Consider the following 16,316-nt stretch of genomic DNA (forward strand, 5'->3'; position numbering starts at 1 on the left):
CGATCAGCCGATCAGTGCGCCAGCACCGGCTCACCCTCGGCCGGGGCGGGCACCGTGTTCGGCATGAGCACGGCGATCACGATCGCGCCGAGCACGAATGTGGCTGCCCCCCACCAGAAGCTGGTGGTGTAGCTCTCGATCGCGCCCTGCGCCATGGTGAGCGGGCCGGGGGCGTGCGAGGAGACGTAGTCGGTCATCGCCGAGGCCGCGATGGTGCTCAGCAGCGCGGTACCGATCGAACCACCGACCTGCTGGCTGGTGTTGACCATCGCCGAGGCGACACCGGCATCCTCGTGGTGCACACCCGCCGTGGCGCCCTGGAAGGCGACCGACATCGCGGCACCGAGGCCGAGGCCGAGCAGGACCAGGGCGGGCAGGATGTGGGTGACGTAGCTGGTGTCCAGGCCGATCCGGGTCAGCCAGATCATGCCCACCGCCGCGACCAGGAACCCGCCGCTGATGACGATCTTCGGGCCGACCTTCGGCAGCAGCAGCGAGGGCGCGGTGGTCGAGGAGGCCACCATGCCCGCGACCATCGGCAGGAACGCCAGGCCGGTGACGATCGGGGTGTACTCGAGGGTCAGCTGCATGTAGAAGGTGAGGAACAGGAAGATCGCGAACATCCCGATGCCCATGGTGAACACGGTCAGGTAGGACGCGCCACGGGTGCGGTCGGCCACGATGCGCAGCGGCAGCAGCGGGTGCGCGACGCGGGTCTCGATCCAGACGAACACCGCGAGCAGCACGGCGCCACCGATCAGGAAGGCCAGCGTGACCGGGTCGGTCCAGCTGTGCGACTCGGCGTGCGAGAAGCCGTAGACGATGCCGAACAGCGCGGCGGTGACGGCGATGGTGCCGGGCCAGTCGAGCTTGGGGCGGGTGGTCGCGGTGTGCTTGGCCAGCAGCAGCACGGCACCGACCAGCGCCACGGCGGCGAAGATCAGGTTGACGTACATCGCCCAGCGCCACGACGCCCACTCGGTGAGCGCGCCGCCCAGCAGCAGGCCGATGGCGCCACCGGCACCGGCGACGGCACCGAAGATGCCGAAGGCCTTGGCCCGTTCCTTGGGTTCGGTGAAGGTGACCGTCAGCAGCGACAAGGCGGCGGGGGCGAGCAGCGCGCCGAACACACCCTGGCCGACGCGGGCGGCCACGAGCATCTCGAAACTGGACGCGGCGCCACCGATGGCGGAGGCCACCGCGAAGCCGATCAGGCCGACGATGAAGGTGTTGCGGCGGCCGAACAGGTCGCTGAGCCTGCCACCGAGCAGCAGCAGGCTGCCGAAGGCCAGCGCGTAGCCGGTGATGACCCACTGCCGGTCGCCGTCACCGAAGCCGAGGTCGGCCTGGGCGGCGGGCAGGGCGATGTTCACGATCGTGGCGTCCAGCACGACCATGAGCTGGGCGATGCCGAGGACGGCGAGCACCCACCAGCGCAGGGCGTGCGAACCCCGGCGGCTCGTGCCCGCGTCCGCGGGACGCTCGGTCCCGGTGTCGAGTGTGGTGGTCATAACTCCCCTTGTGAGTCGTCTGCGTGTGTTTCCGGTGGCATAATTGGAGATACCGCCTCCGCTTCAACGAAGCTACCAGATTAACGGAGAAACCACCTCCACTTAATCCCCGGATTGCTAGGATGCACCTGTGAATCACGCCACGACGACCCCAGCACCACCCCGCCGCCTGCGCGCCGACGCCGTGCGCAACCAGCAGCGGATCGTCGCGGCCGCCCGCGAGCTCTTCGCCGACCACGGTCTCGAGATCACCCTCGACGATGTCGCCGAACGCGCCGGTGTCGGCGTGGGCACGGTCTACCGCCGCTTCGCGAACAAGAAAGAACTCATCACCGAGGTCTTCGACCAGCACCTGGTCGACTTCGCCGAGGCCGCCGAGGCCGCGCTCGACAATCCCGACCCCTGGCTGGGCCTGGTGGAGTTCTTCGAGAACGCCTGCAGGCACCTCGCGGCCAATCGCGGCTTCGGCGAGGTCATGCTCGAGCTCGAGGAAGATCCCGCCCGCTTCGCCGAACTGCGTGACCGCATCCGCCCGTCGGTGACCGCGATCGTCGACCGCGCCCGCGAGGCAGGCGCCGTCCACCCCGACATCACCACCTCGGACTTCTTCGCCCTGATCCACATGGTCAACGCGTTCGCCGAGTTCTCGGTGCCGGTGAATGCCGAAGTCTGGCAGCGTTATATGGCCATCACCCTCAACGGTGTGCGCACCGACGCGGTGCCGCGCAGGCCGCTGCTGATCGATCCGCTCACCGACGACGAAGTCGAGGCCGCCAAGTCGGCGGGCTGCATGGGGCGCCGCCGCTGAGGCCGAGCGGCCGGCGCCTGCCGTTTCGGCGACGCCGGCCCTCGCTCACGGAGCGGAGATCGCCGCCGACGGGATCTCGGGAACGATCCGCCGTGAAAAGCCGGTGAGTACCTGGCCGGGACCCAATTCGGTGAGCTGGTCATAGCCGTCGGCGACCGCTCGCAGCACGGTGTCCACCCACCGGACCGGCGCGACGAGCTGGCGGCGCAGCACGGCGCGGATCTGCTCGGGGTCGGTGAGGTAGTCGGCGGTGACCGCGCTCAGCACCGGGATCGCCGGGGCACGCAGCACACACCGGTCGAGTTCGGCACCGAACTCCTCGGTGATCTCCGCCATCAGCGCACAGTGGAACGGCCCGCCCACCTTCAGCCGGACGACCTTGGCCGCGCCCGCCTCGCGCGCGGCCTGTTCGAGCGCGGCGACCGCGTCGACCGCACCGGAGACCACTGTCTGCGTGGGCTGGTTGTAGTTCGCGACCTCGACCAGGCCGGTGTCCACTGCCGCACACAGTGTCTCGACCTGTGCGGCGGGCAGACCGATGATCGCGCTCATCGAGCCACCGGCGCGGGCCGACACCTCGGCCATCAGCTCGCCGCGACGGCGCACCAGACGCAGGACCGATTCCTCGTCGAGCACACCGGCGACGGCGAGCGCGGTGAATTCCCCGAGGCTGTGCCCTGCCACACCGTCGGGCATCACGCCCTGCTGTCTGCGCACCGCCATCAGGGCCAGACTCGTGGCCACGATGGCGGGCTGGGTGACGTCGGTGGCCCGCAACTGCTCGGCCGAACCCTCCACACACAGCTTCCGCAGCGGCAGCCCGAGGATCTCGTCGGCGCGGCCCAGCACGTCGCGCGCGACCGGGTGCTCGGCGATCCAGGCCGCCATACCGGGTCGTTGAGAGCCCTGACCGGGGAAGAGGCCGAGCGTCCTGGTCCCACTCATCGCCCGACCGCCGCGCGCTCGAACTCCTCGGACAGCGCCGCAGGCAGTTCCCGGCTGACCAGTTCGATATTGCGCGCCACCAGGTCGTCGGGCATGCCGGCGATATCGGCCCAGAACAGTAGATGCCGCACCGGCAGGCCCGAGATCCGTTCGTGGATACGCCGTGCCGCTTGTTGCGGGGTCAGGATCTCCAGGTCGGCCCATGAGCCGTCGGCGGGCTGCGCGCGCAGGTCGTCGGGGCTGAGCAGCGGGGGTTCGGGCATGCCGGTGCCCGCGACCGACAGCGCGCGATAGGTGTTCTCCTGATGGACCGCGTGCGGGGCGATGCGCGACCAGGCCCGTTCCGGGTCGTCGGCCAGGATCACCGGCAGCAGGTCCGATACCCGCGCGATCGCCGGGTCGTGCCCGCCCTCCACCAGTCCCTGGTGATAGTGCGGGAACATCGCGTGCGAGATGTGCAGCAGGCCGATCCCGAGGCGGCCGGCCAGGCGCGCACCACGAGGGCCGTAGAAGCCGCCCCACAGCGGGACCGGGTCCTGGATCGGTCCGGGCGTGATCGCTCCGGTCTGCCACAGCTGCTGCACCTGTGCGATCACCTCACCGGTCCGCGCGAAGCGACGCCGGAAGTCGGTGTCGAACAGTTGATACTCCGGCACCCGGTAGCCCGCGCCGAGTCCCAGCTCGAGACGGCCGCCGCTGATCAGGTCGACGATCGCCGCCTCCTCAGCCAGCTGGGCCGGTTTGCGCAGCGCGGGCAGCACGACGGCGGTGCCGATGCGCACATGCCGGGTCCGGGCGGCGGCGGCCGCAGCGAAGGTCAGCGGCTGCGGCAGGTAACCGTCGTCGAACAGGTGATGCTCGGTGAACCAGACGCCACCGGCGCCCTGCTGATCGGCCTCCTCACAGAACTCGAGGGCGCGCGCGTAGTGGTCCGCCCACGGGCGGTGCCACTGCGCCGGGTTGCGCAAGTCGAAAAGTAGTCCGACGTCCATGGATTCGCTCCGTTCGTCACCGAGTTGTCGTGGTCCACGCGCGGGGGTCGGTGAACCCCGGGCGCCGTTCGAGCCTGCGCCAGGGCGCGACGTAGCGCACAGGTGCGCGGACGACCTCGGCCGCACGCCTCCTGGTGACCAGTAGCGCCGTCAATGCCGCGAGTTCCACCGCGTCGGCCTCGCCTTTCTCCACGCACAGCCACACGGGCGCTCGGCCGGTCATTGCGGCGGGTTGCCGTGCTTGCGGCGGGGCAGGTCGTTGTCCTTGCGCTGCAGCATCGAGAAGGCGCGGATCAAGACGGTCCTGGTGTCGCGGGGGTCGATCACGTCGTCGATGAGTCCCCGCTCGGTGGCGTAGTACGGATGCCCCAGTTCGCTGCGGTATTCCTCGATCTTCTGCGCCCGGGTGGCCTGCGGGTCGGCCGCGGCGGCGATCTCGCGGCGGAACACCACATCCGCGGCGGCCTCGGCACCCATCACCGCGATCTCGTTGGTCGGCCAGGCCAGCGCGAGATCGGTGCCGATCGAGAGCGAGTCCATCACGATGTACGCCCCACCGAAAGCCTTGCGCAGCACCAGCGATACCCGCGGAACGGTGGCATTGCAGTAGGCGTAGAGCAGCTTGGCCCCGCGCCGGATGATGCCCGCGTGCTCCTGATCGACGCCGGGCAGGAAACCCGGCACATCGACGAGGGTCAGCAGCGGGATGTTGAAGGCGTCGCAGAACTGGACAAAGCGCGCGCCCTTCTCGCTGGCGTCGATGTCGAGGACGCCGGCCAGCACCATCGGCTGACTGGCCACCACCCCGACCACCTGCCCGTTGAGCCGGGCCAGTGCGCACACCAGGTTCCCCGCCCATGCCGCCTGCACTTCGAAGTACCCACCGTCATCGACGATCTCGGCCAGCACCTCGCGGATGTCGTAGGGCTGGTTGCCATCCAGCGGCACGATGTCGAGTAGCGCGTCGACTTGCCGATCGACCGGATCGGTGGTGAACGCCGCAGTGGGTAGCTCGCGATTGTTGCTCGGCAGCATCGACAGCAGCAGCCGGACATCGGCCAGGCACGAGTGCTCGTCGTCGTGGACGAAGTGCGCCACACCGGAGGAGCCCCCGTGCACGTCGGCCCCACCCAGTTCGTCATGGGTGACGTCCGCGCCGGTCACCGTGCGCACCACGTCGGGCCCGGTGATGAACATCTGCGAGATATCGCGGACGACGAAGACGAAATCGGTCAGCGCCGGTGAGTAGGCGGCGCCACCCGCGCAGGGACCCAGCATCACACTGATCTGCGGAATGACCCCGGACGCCCGGGTGTTCCGGCGGAAGATCCCGCCGTACCCGGCCAGGGCCGAGACACCCTCCTGGATCCGGGCACCGGCTCCGTCGTTGAGCGAGACCAGCGGTGCGCCCGCGGTGATCGCCATGTCCATGATCTTGTGGATCTTCTGTGCGTGGGCCTCGCCGAGTGCACCACCGAAGATGCGGAAGTCGCTGGCGTACACGAAGACCGTGCGCCCGTCGACCAGGCCCCACCCGGTGATCACCCCGTCGGTCCACGGCCGCCGATCCTGCAGTCCGAAGCCGGTGGCGCGATGCCTGCGCAGCGGTTCGACCTCGGTGAACGATCCCGGGTCGAGCAGGATCTCGATTCGTTCCCTTGCCGTGAGTTTGCCTTTCGCGTGCTGCCGTTCGGTCGCCGCGGGGTCGGGTCCGAGCCGGGCTCGGGTCTTACGATGGTCCAGCTCGGTGAGCCGGGTGGCATAGCGTGCCGGTTCCTGCACAGTCGTCATGGCAACTCCTGGTCTCCTGGCCTGGCGGGGGTGGTCAGCCGAGCAAGATCCCACCGGTCGCGTCGATGAACGCTCCGGTGATCCAGCGGGCTTCGTCGGTGGCGAGGAAGGCCACCACGTCGGCGACGTCGCCGGGTTCACCGATGCGGTTGAACGCCGACAACGCCGACATCGCCTCGACCAGCCCGGGATCGTCGTAGATCGCCCGACTGTCCCTGGTCGGTCCCGCGGCGACGCTGTTGACGGTGATACCGCGCGGGGCGAGATACCGCGCGAAGTGCAAGGTGATCTGCTCGAGCGCGCCCTTGCTCATGGCATAGGCCACCTCGTGGGGATTGGCGACCCTGGTCAGTCCCGAGGTCACGTTCACGATGCGGCCACCGTCGGACAACAGTGCGAGCGAGCGCTGGACCAGCAAGTACGGCGCCGTGGCATTCACCGCGAACAACAGGTCGATCTCCGCGCGGGTCACCTGTTCGGGCGCCAGCCCGGGTGGCACCGTCCGGTCCGCGGTGTTCACCAGGATGTCCAAAGTGGCGCGGGCTGCCTGGTGCAACGCACTCTCCAGGCCGGTGAACACGTCCGCGACCCCCTCGGGGGCGCCGAGGTCGGCCTCGACCAGAAAGGCCGTGCCGCCGTCCTTCTCGATCGACCGGACGGTGTCCGCGGCGGCCTCGGCGGCGCCGTGGTGATGCACGCCGACCAGGGCGCCCTTGGCGGCCAGTCGCCGGGCGGCGGCCCGGCCGATGCCGTCGTCGGCCCCGGTGACCAGGGCGGTCTTAGCTGTCAGGCTGCCCATCGCTGTTCCCTTCTGTGGTGGTGGATTCGGCGCCGGTGCCGGGAATCGCGCAGATCATCCGCGCCAGGTGGGCGCGGACGACGTCGAAGACCATCAATTCGCCGAACAGCTCCCGCACCGCGTCGACCCGGGCATCGCCGAGCAGCAACGTCGATTGGGCGCGGATGTTGGTCAGCGTTCTGGCACCGATCGCATGCCGTTCGGCGTGATAGGCGTCGAGCTGCTCGTCCTCGCGGCTATCCTCGAGCACCGCGAGCAATCGGCCGCTCAGCGCGGCGGCGTCCTGCAGGCCCAGGTTCAGCGACTGCCCACCCACCGGCATCTGCTGATGCGCGGCGTCACCCGCGAGCAGGACCCGGCCGCGCCGATACTGCGTGACCTGTCTGCTGGTGTTGTCGAAGCGGTTGGTCCACAGCGGTCGCGCACCGCTGATGTCCTCCCTGGTGACCTCGGCCCACGCCGCGGCGACCGTGGCGAACCCGGGGTCGGACCGTTCGGTAGGCGCGGCGCCGTGCACATGCACCATCACCCGCGTGCTACCGTCGGGCCAGCGCGCCGCGGTAGCCAGTCCCCTGGCCGAACGTTCGAACCTGCGCGGTGCGACCGTCACCCCGGCGATGTCGGCGCGCAGCATCTGCTCGGTCGCCGCGCTGCCCGCGAATTCGAATCCAGCCAGGTCACGGACCGTGCTCTGCTCACCGTCGCAGCCGACGAGATAGGCCGCCGTGTGCCGCGCGCGGACCCCGGTGCCGTCGATGGTTCCGGCGGCCACCCGGTCACCCTCCTCGTCCACGGTGACGACGCGAGTACCCCGCAGCACCGTGGCACCCGCGTGGACCGCGCGCTCCTGCAGAACGGCCTCCAGCCGCGCCTGCGCGCATTTCCACTGGCCGGCGTACGGGTGGCCGGGGTCGGCCTCGGCCAGGTCGAGCAGGATGCCGCCGAAGTGCCCCGGACCTCCCGGCGCCAACTCCCCGAGCCGGGACAGGATCCCTCGCTCGGCGAGCAGCTCCATGGTGCGGGTATGCAGCGTCGAGGCGCGGGATTCGGTGGTCGGAGTGCTCAGTTGTTCGAACACGATTACCTCGGCACCGCCCTGCGCGAGATCACCGGCCAGCAGCAGCCCGACCGGTCCCGCCCCGACGATCAGTACGTCGGCCTCGTGGTTGCACGCGCTCACCACGGTCAACGCCGTTGTTCGGCATAGGCTTTGGCGTGGGCCAGGGTGGCGCGGCTGTTGTTGCCCAACGCATCGCGCAGGAAGGTGCGCGCCTGGGCCGTTCCGGCGTCGGGTCCGAGCACCTCGGTGACCTTGTCCGCCGCGATGATCACCGTATGCTGGGAGGACGCGGTGGTGACGCCGTCGGCACCTTCGTCGAACTGCCAGTACCCGGTGTGCAGACTCATCAGGGCGGGCAACGTGGTCTGCTTGTAGGCGATACGGCGGTGCGGCAGGCACACCCGGACGGACTCGGTGAGATGACTCGAGCCGTCCGCGGTCCGGGTCTGCATGCGCAGTACCTGCAGGCCGGGGGTCGTCTCGGTCAGCTCCACCTCGCCCACATGCGGTAGCCGCTCACTCCACCGGTCTGCCTCGTTGACGAAGTCGTAGAGGTCCGCGGCCGAGCCGGCGACCGTGATCGAGTCCACGAACGACAGCGTCAGTTCATCGGTCCGCAGCGCGGACTCCACCGCGGCCTTGAGCCCGGGCAGCTCGGCCTTGCTGTTCTCGTCGACGGCGCGCTCGATCCACGCCAGGCCGTCCGGATCGTCATCGATGGCGCGGTAACTGTGCAGCAGGCGCAGGCGCGTCTGCGTCTCGCCGTCGCTCTCGACGATCCAGGTACCGCTCATCTGGGCGACCGGTGGTGCGGAAACCTCCTGCCAGAAGGTGATCCGGCCCGCGTCGGGCTCCAGCACGCGCCGGGAGGTCCAGTTCTTCGGCTCCCCGTTCGCCGTCGCCCAGATCTGGATCCGTTCCTCGTTTCCGGTGTGCTCGAGACGTTCGACGTACACCGACGGCGGAAACAACCGCGGCCAGTTCTCGACATCGGCGAGCATCCGGTACACCTCGCCGGCTGGCGCTTGCACGGTGATGGCGTGTTCGACCTCGCGGGTGGTCTGCGTGTTCATCTGGTTCTCCTCGGTGCGTCGATCAGAAATTGCCCAGACCGCCACAGACATTGAGCGCCTGTGCGGTGATGGACGCGGCCACATCGGAGGCCAGATAGCCGACCAGTCCGGCGATCTCCTCGGGAGTCGAATACCGGCCGAGCGGAATCTTGGCCTGGAACTTCTCCAGGATCGCGGCCTCGGAGGTGTCGTAAGCCTGCGCGTAACCGGACCGGACCCGATGCGCCATCGGGGTCTCCACATAGCCGGGACACACCGCGTTGACGGTGATACCGGTCGGCGCGAGCTCGTTGCCGAGCGACTTGGTGAACCCGACCACACCGTGCTTGGACGCGGAGTACGGCGCACCGAGCACCACGCCCTGTTTGCCCGCGGTCGAGGCGATATTGATGATGCGGCCCCGCGGCTTCGTCCGCATTCCGCCCGCGTTGAGAACTTCGCGGGTCACCAGGAACACGCTGTGCAGATTGGTGGCGATCACGTCGAACCAGACCTCGTCGGCGATGTCGGCGGTGACGCCACCACCACTGCGCCCGGCATTGTTGACCAGCACGTCGATGGTCCCGAACCGTTCGACAGCGCCGCGGACCAGTGCCGAGATGTCCTCGGGCGAACGGACATCGGCGGGGGCGCCGTCCACGTCGAGGCCCTCACCGCGCAGCTGTGCCACGGTGTCGGCGACCGCGGACTTGTCCCGGGCGCACAGGAACACCTGGTGCCCCTGCTCGGCCAGCAGGCGCGCGCACGCCAGCCCGATCCCGCTGGTCGCGCCGGTGACCAGAGCCACCCTGTTGTTGTCGGTCATGTCGAAACTCCTTGTCGATCGGTGATTTCCGGCTCAGCTCGGCTGGCCGGCACCGTGCAGGTTGGCGTTGACCAGGTCGACCAGCGCGCGCGGTGTCGTCACCGCGACGACCGCGTCGTCGTCGAGGGTGACGCCGAATTCACGGCTGATCCGGCTGGTCGTCTCCAGCAGGGCGAGCGACTCGTAGCCGAGCGCCTCGAATTCGATGTCGTCGATCGCGCCGTCGAGGTCGAACTCCGCGCTCTCACCGGAACCGGCGCGCAGGATGCGTCGGAGATCGTCGAGGGTGAACAGCGAGTGGGACATGGCAGTGCCTTTCATCGGTGTTGGACAGGATCGGCGGCGCGCACGAGCATCGCCGAGTTGAAGCCGCCCGCGCCCCGGGCGAGCACCAGCGCGGTGCGCACGGGCGTCTGCCGTGCCGCGCAGACCAGGTCGAGTGGGCAGTCCTCGGCGAGCGTGCTGGCGACGGTCGGCGGGATGACACCGTCGCGGATCGCCAGCAGGGCGGTGGCCACGTCCAGCGGCGCGGCACCCGAATACAGGCGCCCGGTCATCGTCTTGGGCGCGGTCACCGGCACGCCGCGGGCACCGAACACCTCGGTGATCGCGGTGGCCTCGATCCGGTCCGCGCCGGAACTGCCCGCGGCGTCGGCGAACACCACGTCGACCTCGGCCGCGTCGGTGCCCGCGTCCCGCAGCGCGAGTTCGATCGCGCGGCGTAGGCCCGGGACGCCCGTCGATCCGGGCGCCGGATCGATGGTGGCCGCGTGACCGGCGATCTCGCCGTAGACACGGGCGCCGCGCCGGGCGGCGTGCTCGCTGTCCTCCAGCACCAGCAGCGCGCCGCCCTCTCCTGGCACGTATCCGCGTGCCCCGGCGTCGAAGGGCACATAGGCGCGGCCCGGATCGGATTCGGTGCTCAGCCCACCACCGGCCAGCTGGGCCACCCAGCCCCACGGGCAGATCGAGGCGTCGATGGCGCCGGAGACCACCGCGGCGGTACCCTTGCGGATCTGCCTGCGTGCCTGGGCGATGGCATCCAGACCACCGGCCTGATCGCCGGCGACGACGCTGCTCGGCCCGCGCAGTCCGTGCCGGATGGAGATCTGGCCGCTGTTCACCGCGTAGAACCAGGCGAAGGACTGGTAGGCGCTGACGAATTCGCCGCCCTGGCTCCACAGGGCCCTGAGCTCGTTCTGGCCGAATTCGAAACCGCCCGAATGGCTGGCGGTGATGACTCCGACGGCGTACTCGGGCAGTTCGGCGGGTACCACCCCGGCATCGGCGAGCGCCCAGTCGGCGGCGACGAGCGCGATCCTGGTCATCCGGTCGGTCTGGGGCAGCAACCGGCTCGGCAGGTGCTCCGCTGCCTCGAATTCCGGGATCTCCCCGGCCAGCTGGGCCGGATACGACGTGGGATCGAAGCGGGTGATCCGCCGGATCGCGCTGTGTCCCTTCAGGGTGGCGTCCCAGTAGGGCGCCGCCCCCATCCCGGTCGGCGCCGCGATACCGAGACCGGTGACCACCGTCGTGTTCATCGCGCACCTCGGAACGGGTTGGTCAGCACGACGGCACTCTGGAATCCGCCGAATCCGCTACCGACCGACAGCACCACGTCGACGCGGTGGTCGCGGGCGGTCAGCGGCACATAGTCCAGGTCGCACTCGGGATCGGGATTGTGCAGGTTGGCCGTCGGCGGCACCACATCGTTGGTGAGCGCCAGGATGGACGCGGCGATCTCGATCGAACCGATCGCGCCCAGCGAATGGCCCACCATCGACTTGATCGAGCTGACCGGGGTGCGATAAGCGTGGTCGCCGAGGCTGCGCTTGTAGGCCGCGGTCTCGTGCCGGTCGTTCTGTTTGGTGCCGGAGCCGTGGGCGTTGATGTAGTCGATCTCATCGCCGTTGATCTCGGCTTCGCGCAGCGCGACCCGGATGGCCTCGGCCATCTCTTTGCCGTCCGGACGTAACCCCGTCATGTGGAAGGCGTTGGACCTGGTGGCATGCCCCGCGATTTCGGCGTAGACGGTGGCGCCGCGCTGACGAGCGTGTTCCAGTTCCTCGAGGACGAACACCGCGGCGCCCTCACCGAGGACGAACCCGTTGCGGCTGGCGTCGAACGGCCGTGAGGCGTGTTCGGCGTCGTCGTTACGTGGCGTGGTGGCCTTGATCGCGTCGAAGCACGCGACGGTGATCGGACTGATCGGCGCGTCGGTGGCGCCGGCGACCATGACGTCACTGCTGCCCTCACGCACAATCTCGGCGGCATAGCCGACTGCGTCGAGCCCCGAGGTGCAGCCGGTGGAGACCACCGTGCTCGGCCCCTGCGCGCCGACGGCCCAGGCGACTTCGGTCGCGAAGGAGCTGGGCGTCAGGTAGTTGTACAGGTGGGGGACCGCGTAGGCATGGTCGACCAGTTCCAGTCGTCCCCCGTCACTGACGGTGCGGTATTCCTGGTCGAGGCCCATCGTCGCGCCGACCGCGCTGCCGATGGTGACACCGGTGCGGCACGGGTCGAGGTCCCCGAATTCGAGCCCGCTGTCGGCCACCGCCTCCTCGGCACTGACCACCGCCAGCTGCGCGGCCCGGTCCATGCGCCGGATCTGCTGGGGACTCAGCCCGTGCAGCTCGGGGTCGAAATCGATCTCGGCGGCGATCTGTGACCGGAACGGGGTGGCGTCGAACAGGGAGATCCGGCGCGTCGCGGTGCGGCCGTTGGAGATCAGGTCCCAGAAATTCTTGGTGCCGATTCCCCCTGGCGCGCTGACCCCGATTCCGGTGACCACCACGCGCCGGCGTTCGCCGTTCACAGCGCGGTCCAGTGGTAGAACCGCTGGGCCATGGCGTCGGCGGGCGAACGCCAGGTCTCGGGGTCGTAGGCCCCGATGAACGGCTTCAGGTCCTGGCTGATCCCGACGAATCGGGGGTCGGCCTTCGCCTCCTCGATGCGGGTGCCGCCGTCGTCGGTGTCGAAGTCCTGCAGGTGGAAATACAGGCCGCGATAGGAAAAGAGCTGACGGCGGCGGGTGCCCATCCGTGCGGGCATCTCGGTGCCGTCGAATTCCCGGAACAGGTCCGCGACATCCGCGGCGGCGCCGGGCTCCATCCTGGCGACAATCAGGGTGCTGAACATGATTCCTCTTCTCTGGTGTTCATCGAGCGGGCCCGAACCAGCGGTCCAGGGCCGTCGGAAGGTCGCGCTGGCTGCCGGGGGCAGTCCAGGCGACATGACCGTCCGGCCGCAGCAGCACTGCCGCGGTACCGTCGAGCGCGGTCCCGGCTCCGGACGCCGTCGCGGTGACGAGGTCGACGCGATCGGCCCATGCCGACGCGGTGCGCGCCGTGTGTGGGTCCGACGCCAGGTCCAGGAGCACGCCGCGCCCGGCTCGCAGCAGCTCGGCGGTGCTGGTGGACCGTCCGTCCCGGGTCAGCGGTACGTGCGGCATCCTGGTACCCAGCAGCCGGTGCGAACCGCCACCCACGTCGTAGTGGATGTCCACGCCGCTGACCCGGGCGGCAAGGTGTCGCTCGACCTCGGGACGAGCGACCAATTCGGTCAGCACCGCCCGCAGCGGGGCGGCCTCGTCACCGCCGAGCATCAGCAGGCTCTGCGCGGCGGTGTTGGCCAGCAGCGCGCAGCCGACCTTGTGACGCTCGCTGTGATAGGTGTCCAGCAGCGAATCCGGTGCGCTCCCGCGCACTACGGCGCCGAGCTTCCAGCCGAGATTGACCGCGTCCTGGATACCGGTGTTCATCCCCTGACCACCCGCGGGCAGGTGTACGTGGGCGGCGTCACCGGCGAGCAGCACCCGACCGGACCGGTAGCTGGTGACCAACCGCGTGGCATCGCCGAAGGCGCTGACCCATACCGGCGTTCCGGCGGCGATGTCGTCGCCGGTCAACCGCTTCCAGGCATCGGCCACCTCGGCGTAATCGGGCGGCGCGCTACGACGGTGAGCAGGCTTGCCGTGTTCGCTGACGATGATCCGGTGCACGCCGTCGGGCATTCTGGCGACCATCACGACCCCGCCGTCGAGTTGTTCGCCGATCATCCGTGGCGTGGGCTCGATCCCCCGGACATCGGCGAGGAGCAGTTCCCTGGTCGCCGGTGTCCCCGGAAAGTCGAACCCGGCGGCCTTGCGAACCGCGCTACGCCCACCGTCACACCCCACGAGATAGCGCGCGGTCAGCGTCGTCCCGTCGGCCAGGGTGACGATGACGCGATCAGCACCGGTCTCCACATCGGCGAACACCTGTCCGCGGCGGATATCGGCTCCCAGCTCCGCTGCCCGCTGCGCGAGCACCGCCTCGGTGGCGGCCTGCGGCACGGTGCGGGCCGCGGGCAGCGCGGCGCCCAGGACGCCGAGATCCAAGGGCACGCCGCCGAAATGCCCGGTGGTGCTGGTCTCGAGCGTGCCGAACCGCGGCAGCAGCCCGCGCTGATCGAAGATCTCCATGGTGCGGATCGTCAGACCGATCCCCCTGGACTCCCCGGTCGGATCCGAAAGCCGTTCCAGCACAGTCACATCGGCACCGGACAGACGCAGCTCTGCGGCCAGCATCAAACCGGCAGGCCCGGCACCGACGACGAGGACCTGCGTGTCGACCGGTTCGCGCGTCACCATCACGCGGCCGTACTCGCGGTGGCGTCAAGGCGGCAGACCACGGTGCCCGACGCGATGGTGGTGCCGATGGCGACTGCCAGCTCGCGCACCACACCCGCCTGGTGCGCGAGCAGCGGCTGCTCCATCTTCATCGCCTCGATGACCGCCACGAGGTCACCCACCGCCACCGGTTGCCCTTCGCGCACCACGACTTTCACCACCGTGCCCTGCATGGGGGCGACCAGTTTGTCGCCGGTGCCCGTCGCGCGGGGCCGCTGGTTCCTGGCCACGGCCCGCGGCGGCGCAGGCCTGACCTCCGGCGAGGTCTGCGCGGGCAGCGACACCTCGAGCCGTCGGCCGCCGACCTCGACCACCACGGTTTCGCGTCCGGGCGGATCGTCGGTCTCCGCGGTGCCGTCGTACGGCGCGATGTCGTAGCCCGCTTCGGTCTCGATCCAGCGGGTGTGGACCGCGAAGGCCGCGGTGGTGAACGCCGGGTCGACCACCACCGCGCGATGGAACGGCAGGGTCGTCGGCACCCCGTCGACCACGAACTCGCCCAGCGCTCGCGCGGCGCGGCGCAGCGCGTGCTCGCGCGTCGCCCCGGTAACGATCAGCTTGGCCAGCAGCGAATCCCACGCCGGGCCGATCACGGTGCCCGCCTCGACGCCGCTGTCGAGCCGGACACCGGGACCCGACGGCGCCGCGAAGACGGTGACCGTGCCGGGCGAGGGCAGGAACCCCCGGCCGGGGTCCTCACTGTTGATCCGGAACTCCAGGCTGTGACCGCGGGCCACGGGGTCGTCGAACCCGAGCGGCTCACCGTCGGCGATCCGCAGCATCTGCTCGATCAGGTCGATGCCGGTGACCTCCTCACTCACCGGGTGTTCCACCTGGATACGGGTGTTCACCTCGAGGAAGGACACGACACCGTCGGCACCGAGCAGGAATTCACAGGTTCCCGCACCCACATAGCCGACCGCGCCGAGGATGGCCTTCGACGCGCGGGAGAGTTCCGCACGCTGAGCCGCTGTGAGAAACGGTGCCGGCGCCTCCTCGACCAGCTTCTGGTGACGTCGCTGCAGCGTGCAGTCCCGCGTCGATACGACCACGACCTTGCCGAAAGAGTCTGCCAGGCATTGTGTTTCCACATGCCGTGGCCGATCGAGGTAGCGTTCGACGAAGCATTCGTCACGGCCGAAGGCGGCCAGCGCTTCGCGTTGCGCCGACTCGAACAGCTCCGGGATCTCCGCACGCTCCCTGGCGACTTTCAACCCGCGTCCGCCACCGCCGAAGGCAGCCTTGATCGCGATCGGCAACCCGTGCTCGTCGGCGAAGGCGAGCGCCTCGCCGGGCCCGGCCACCGGCTCACTGGTTCCCGGGACCAGCGGGGCACCGACCGAGCGGGCGATCCGGCGGGCGGCGACCTTGTCACCCAGCAGACGGATCGCGGCCGGTGGCGGGCCGATCCAGGTGAGTCCCGCATCCAGAACCGACTGAGCGAAATCAGCGTTCTCGGAGAGGAATCCGTACCCGGGATGCACCGCGTCGGCCTCCGACTCCACGGCGATCCGCAGAATCTTGCGCGGATCGAGGTAGCTGGCCGCGGGCGTATCACCGCCCAGCGCGTAGGCCTCGTCCGCCGCCCGCACATGTACGGCGTCGCGATCCGAGTCGGCGTAAACCGCGACGCTGTCCAGTCCCGCATCGCGGCAGGCCCGGACGATCCGGACCGCGATCTCCCCTCGATTGGCGATCAGCACCTTACGCATACGGCTTTCCTCACAGTGCGCTCGACGGAGCCCGCTACCTGTTTCCGGACACCTGCCCGGCATCGCTCGCGGGAGTTGATATCGACTGCGCCTCAAGGCTTTTCGGTCGATGAGGTGGACTATTCCACGCGTTTCGGACCCGCATCAACAG

At 69.5% G+C, this 16,316-nt stretch carries 16 protein-coding genes; 1 reads left to right on the top strand and 15 read right to left on the bottom strand.

Annotated elements, in window-relative coordinates:
• Nucleotides 1-11: 11 nt before the first annotated feature.
• Nucleotides 12-1,511 (bottom strand): MFS transporter, encoded by a 1,500-nt coding sequence (locus ACWEMY_RS06565; protein WP_375929521.1) that lies wholly within the window; start codon nt 1,509-1,511, stop codon nt 12-14.
• 130 nt (nt 1,512-1,641) lie between these two features.
• Between ACWEMY_RS06565 and ACWEMY_RS06570 the strand changes: the two genes are divergently transcribed.
• On the top strand, nt 1,642-2,319 hold the full coding sequence (locus ACWEMY_RS06570) for a TetR/AcrR family transcriptional regulator (protein ID WP_379407696.1): 678 nt from the start codon (nt 1,642-1,644) through the stop codon (nt 2,317-2,319).
• 45 nt (nt 2,320-2,364) lie between these two features.
• Here ACWEMY_RS06570 and fabD read toward each other — a convergent pair whose 3' ends face one another.
• From fabD to ACWEMY_RS06640, 14 genes are read right to left on the bottom strand one after another with little or no spacing between them, the layout of a single operon-like run.
• Nucleotides 2,365-3,264, bottom strand: a complete 900-nt coding sequence (gene fabD / locus ACWEMY_RS06575) for an ACP S-malonyltransferase (protein ID WP_379407698.1) — start codon at nt 3,262-3,264, stop codon at nt 2,365-2,367.
• Entirely contained in the window at nt 3,261-4,256 is a 996-nt protein-coding gene (locus tag ACWEMY_RS06580) for an LLM class flavin-dependent oxidoreductase (protein ID WP_452389161.1), read from the bottom strand. Before ACWEMY_RS06580 ends, fabD begins: the two co-directional genes overlap by 4 nt.
• A gap of 16 nt (nt 4,257-4,272) precedes the next feature.
• Nucleotides 4,273-4,479: an acyl-CoA carboxylase subunit epsilon gene (locus tag ACWEMY_RS06585; protein WP_452389162.1), complete on the bottom strand. Its 207-nt coding sequence runs from the start codon at nt 4,477-4,479 to the stop codon at nt 4,273-4,275.
• Nucleotides 4,476-6,047 carry an acyl-CoA carboxylase subunit beta gene (locus ACWEMY_RS06590; protein ID WP_452389163.1) on the bottom strand — a complete coding sequence of 524 codons (1,572 nt, stop codon included), beginning with the start codon at nt 6,045-6,047 and terminating at the stop codon, nt 4,476-4,478. The genes ACWEMY_RS06585 and ACWEMY_RS06590 overlap by 4 nt, the downstream gene beginning before the upstream one ends.
• Nucleotides 6,048-6,081: 34 nt before the next feature.
• On the bottom strand, nt 6,082-6,846 hold the full coding sequence (locus ACWEMY_RS06595) for an SDR family NAD(P)-dependent oxidoreductase (RefSeq protein ID WP_452389164.1): 765 nt from the start codon (nt 6,844-6,846) through the stop codon (nt 6,082-6,084).
• Nucleotides 6,827-8,026, bottom strand: a complete 1,200-nt coding sequence (locus tag ACWEMY_RS06600) for an FAD-dependent monooxygenase (RefSeq protein WP_452389165.1) — start codon at nt 8,024-8,026, stop codon at nt 6,827-6,829. Before ACWEMY_RS06600 ends, ACWEMY_RS06595 begins: the two co-directional genes overlap by 20 nt.
• Nucleotides 8,027-8,031: 5 nt before the next feature.
• Nucleotides 8,032-8,979, bottom strand: a complete 948-nt coding sequence (locus ACWEMY_RS06605) for an aromatase/cyclase (RefSeq protein ID WP_452389166.1) — start codon at nt 8,977-8,979, stop codon at nt 8,032-8,034.
• Between the two features lie 22 nt (nt 8,980-9,001).
• On the bottom strand, nt 9,002-9,784 hold the full coding sequence (gene fabG / locus ACWEMY_RS06610; RefSeq protein WP_452389167.1) for a 3-oxoacyl-ACP reductase FabG: 783 nt from the start codon (nt 9,782-9,784) through the stop codon (nt 9,002-9,004).
• A 33-nt stretch (nt 9,785-9,817) separates the two neighbouring features.
• Nucleotides 9,818-10,090, bottom strand: coding sequence for an acyl carrier protein (locus ACWEMY_RS06615; RefSeq protein ID WP_452389168.1), 273 nt, complete (start codon nt 10,088-10,090; stop codon nt 9,818-9,820).
• Between the two features lie 11 nt (nt 10,091-10,101).
• On the bottom strand, nt 10,102-11,325 hold the full coding sequence (locus tag ACWEMY_RS06620; RefSeq protein ID WP_452389169.1) for a ketosynthase chain-length factor: 1,224 nt from the start codon (nt 11,323-11,325) through the stop codon (nt 10,102-10,104).
• On the bottom strand, nt 11,322-12,599 hold the full coding sequence (locus tag ACWEMY_RS06625) for a beta-ketoacyl-[acyl-carrier-protein] synthase family protein (RefSeq protein ID WP_452389170.1): 1,278 nt from the start codon (nt 12,597-12,599) through the stop codon (nt 11,322-11,324). Before ACWEMY_RS06625 ends, ACWEMY_RS06620 begins: the two co-directional genes overlap by 4 nt.
• Entirely contained in the window at nt 12,596-12,922 is a 327-nt protein-coding gene (locus tag ACWEMY_RS06630; protein ID WP_452389171.1) for a TcmI family type II polyketide cyclase, read from the bottom strand. Before ACWEMY_RS06630 ends, ACWEMY_RS06625 begins: the two co-directional genes overlap by 4 nt.
• A gap of 19 nt (nt 12,923-12,941) precedes the next feature.
• Nucleotides 12,942-14,414: an FAD-dependent monooxygenase gene (locus tag ACWEMY_RS06635; RefSeq protein ID WP_452389172.1), complete on the bottom strand. Its 1,473-nt coding sequence runs from the start codon at nt 14,412-14,414 to the stop codon at nt 12,942-12,944.
• Nucleotides 14,414-16,165, bottom strand: a complete 1,752-nt coding sequence (locus tag ACWEMY_RS06640) for an acetyl/propionyl/methylcrotonyl-CoA carboxylase subunit alpha (RefSeq protein WP_452389173.1) — start codon at nt 16,163-16,165, stop codon at nt 14,414-14,416. The genes ACWEMY_RS06635 and ACWEMY_RS06640 overlap by 1 nt, the downstream gene beginning before the upstream one ends.
• Nucleotides 16,166-16,316: the final 151 nt, after the last annotated feature.

It is taken from the genome of Nocardia sp. NPDC004415, from assembly GCF_053602435.1.

Excerpts from the sequence above, each read along its gene's own strand:
- ACWEMY_RS06640 (WP_452389173.1), bottom strand. The coding sequence starts at position 16,165 with ATGCGTAAGGTGCTGATCGCCAATCGAGGGGAGATCGCGGTCCGGATC.
- ACWEMY_RS06605 (WP_452389166.1), bottom strand. The coding sequence starts at position 8,979 with ATGAACACGCAGACCACCCGCGAGGTCGAACACGCCATCACCGTGCAA.
- ACWEMY_RS06565 (WP_375929521.1), bottom strand. The coding sequence starts at position 1,511 with ATGACCACCACACTCGACACCGGGACCGAGCGTCCCGCGGACGCGGGC.
- fabD (WP_379407698.1), bottom strand. The coding sequence starts at position 3,264 with ATGAGTGGGACCAGGACGCTCGGCCTCTTCCCCGGTCAGGGCTCTCAA.
- ACWEMY_RS06585 (WP_452389162.1), bottom strand. The coding sequence starts at position 4,479 with ATGACCGGCCGAGCGCCCGTGTGGCTGTGCGTGGAGAAAGGCGAGGCC.
- ACWEMY_RS06595 (WP_452389164.1), bottom strand. The coding sequence starts at position 6,846 with ATGGGCAGCCTGACAGCTAAGACCGCCCTGGTCACCGGGGCCGACGAC.
- ACWEMY_RS06590 (WP_452389163.1), bottom strand. The coding sequence starts at position 6,047 with ATGACGACTGTGCAGGAACCGGCACGCTATGCCACCCGGCTCACCGAG.
- ACWEMY_RS06620 (WP_452389169.1), bottom strand. The coding sequence starts at position 11,325 with ATGAACACGACGGTGGTCACCGGTCTCGGTATCGCGGCGCCGACCGGG.
- ACWEMY_RS06635 (WP_452389172.1), bottom strand. The coding sequence starts at position 14,414 with ATGGTGACGCGCGAACCGGTCGACACGCAGGTCCTCGTCGTCGGTGCC.
- ACWEMY_RS06580 (WP_452389161.1), bottom strand. The coding sequence starts at position 4,256 with ATGGACGTCGGACTACTTTTCGACTTGCGCAACCCGGCGCAGTGGCAC.
- ACWEMY_RS06630 (WP_452389171.1), bottom strand. The coding sequence starts at position 12,922 with ATGTTCAGCACCCTGATTGTCGCCAGGATGGAGCCCGGCGCCGCCGCG.
- fabG (WP_452389167.1), bottom strand. The coding sequence starts at position 9,784 with ATGACCGACAACAACAGGGTGGCTCTGGTCACCGGCGCGACCAGCGGG.
- ACWEMY_RS06615 (WP_452389168.1), bottom strand. The coding sequence starts at position 10,090 with ATGTCCCACTCGCTGTTCACCCTCGACGATCTCCGACGCATCCTGCGC.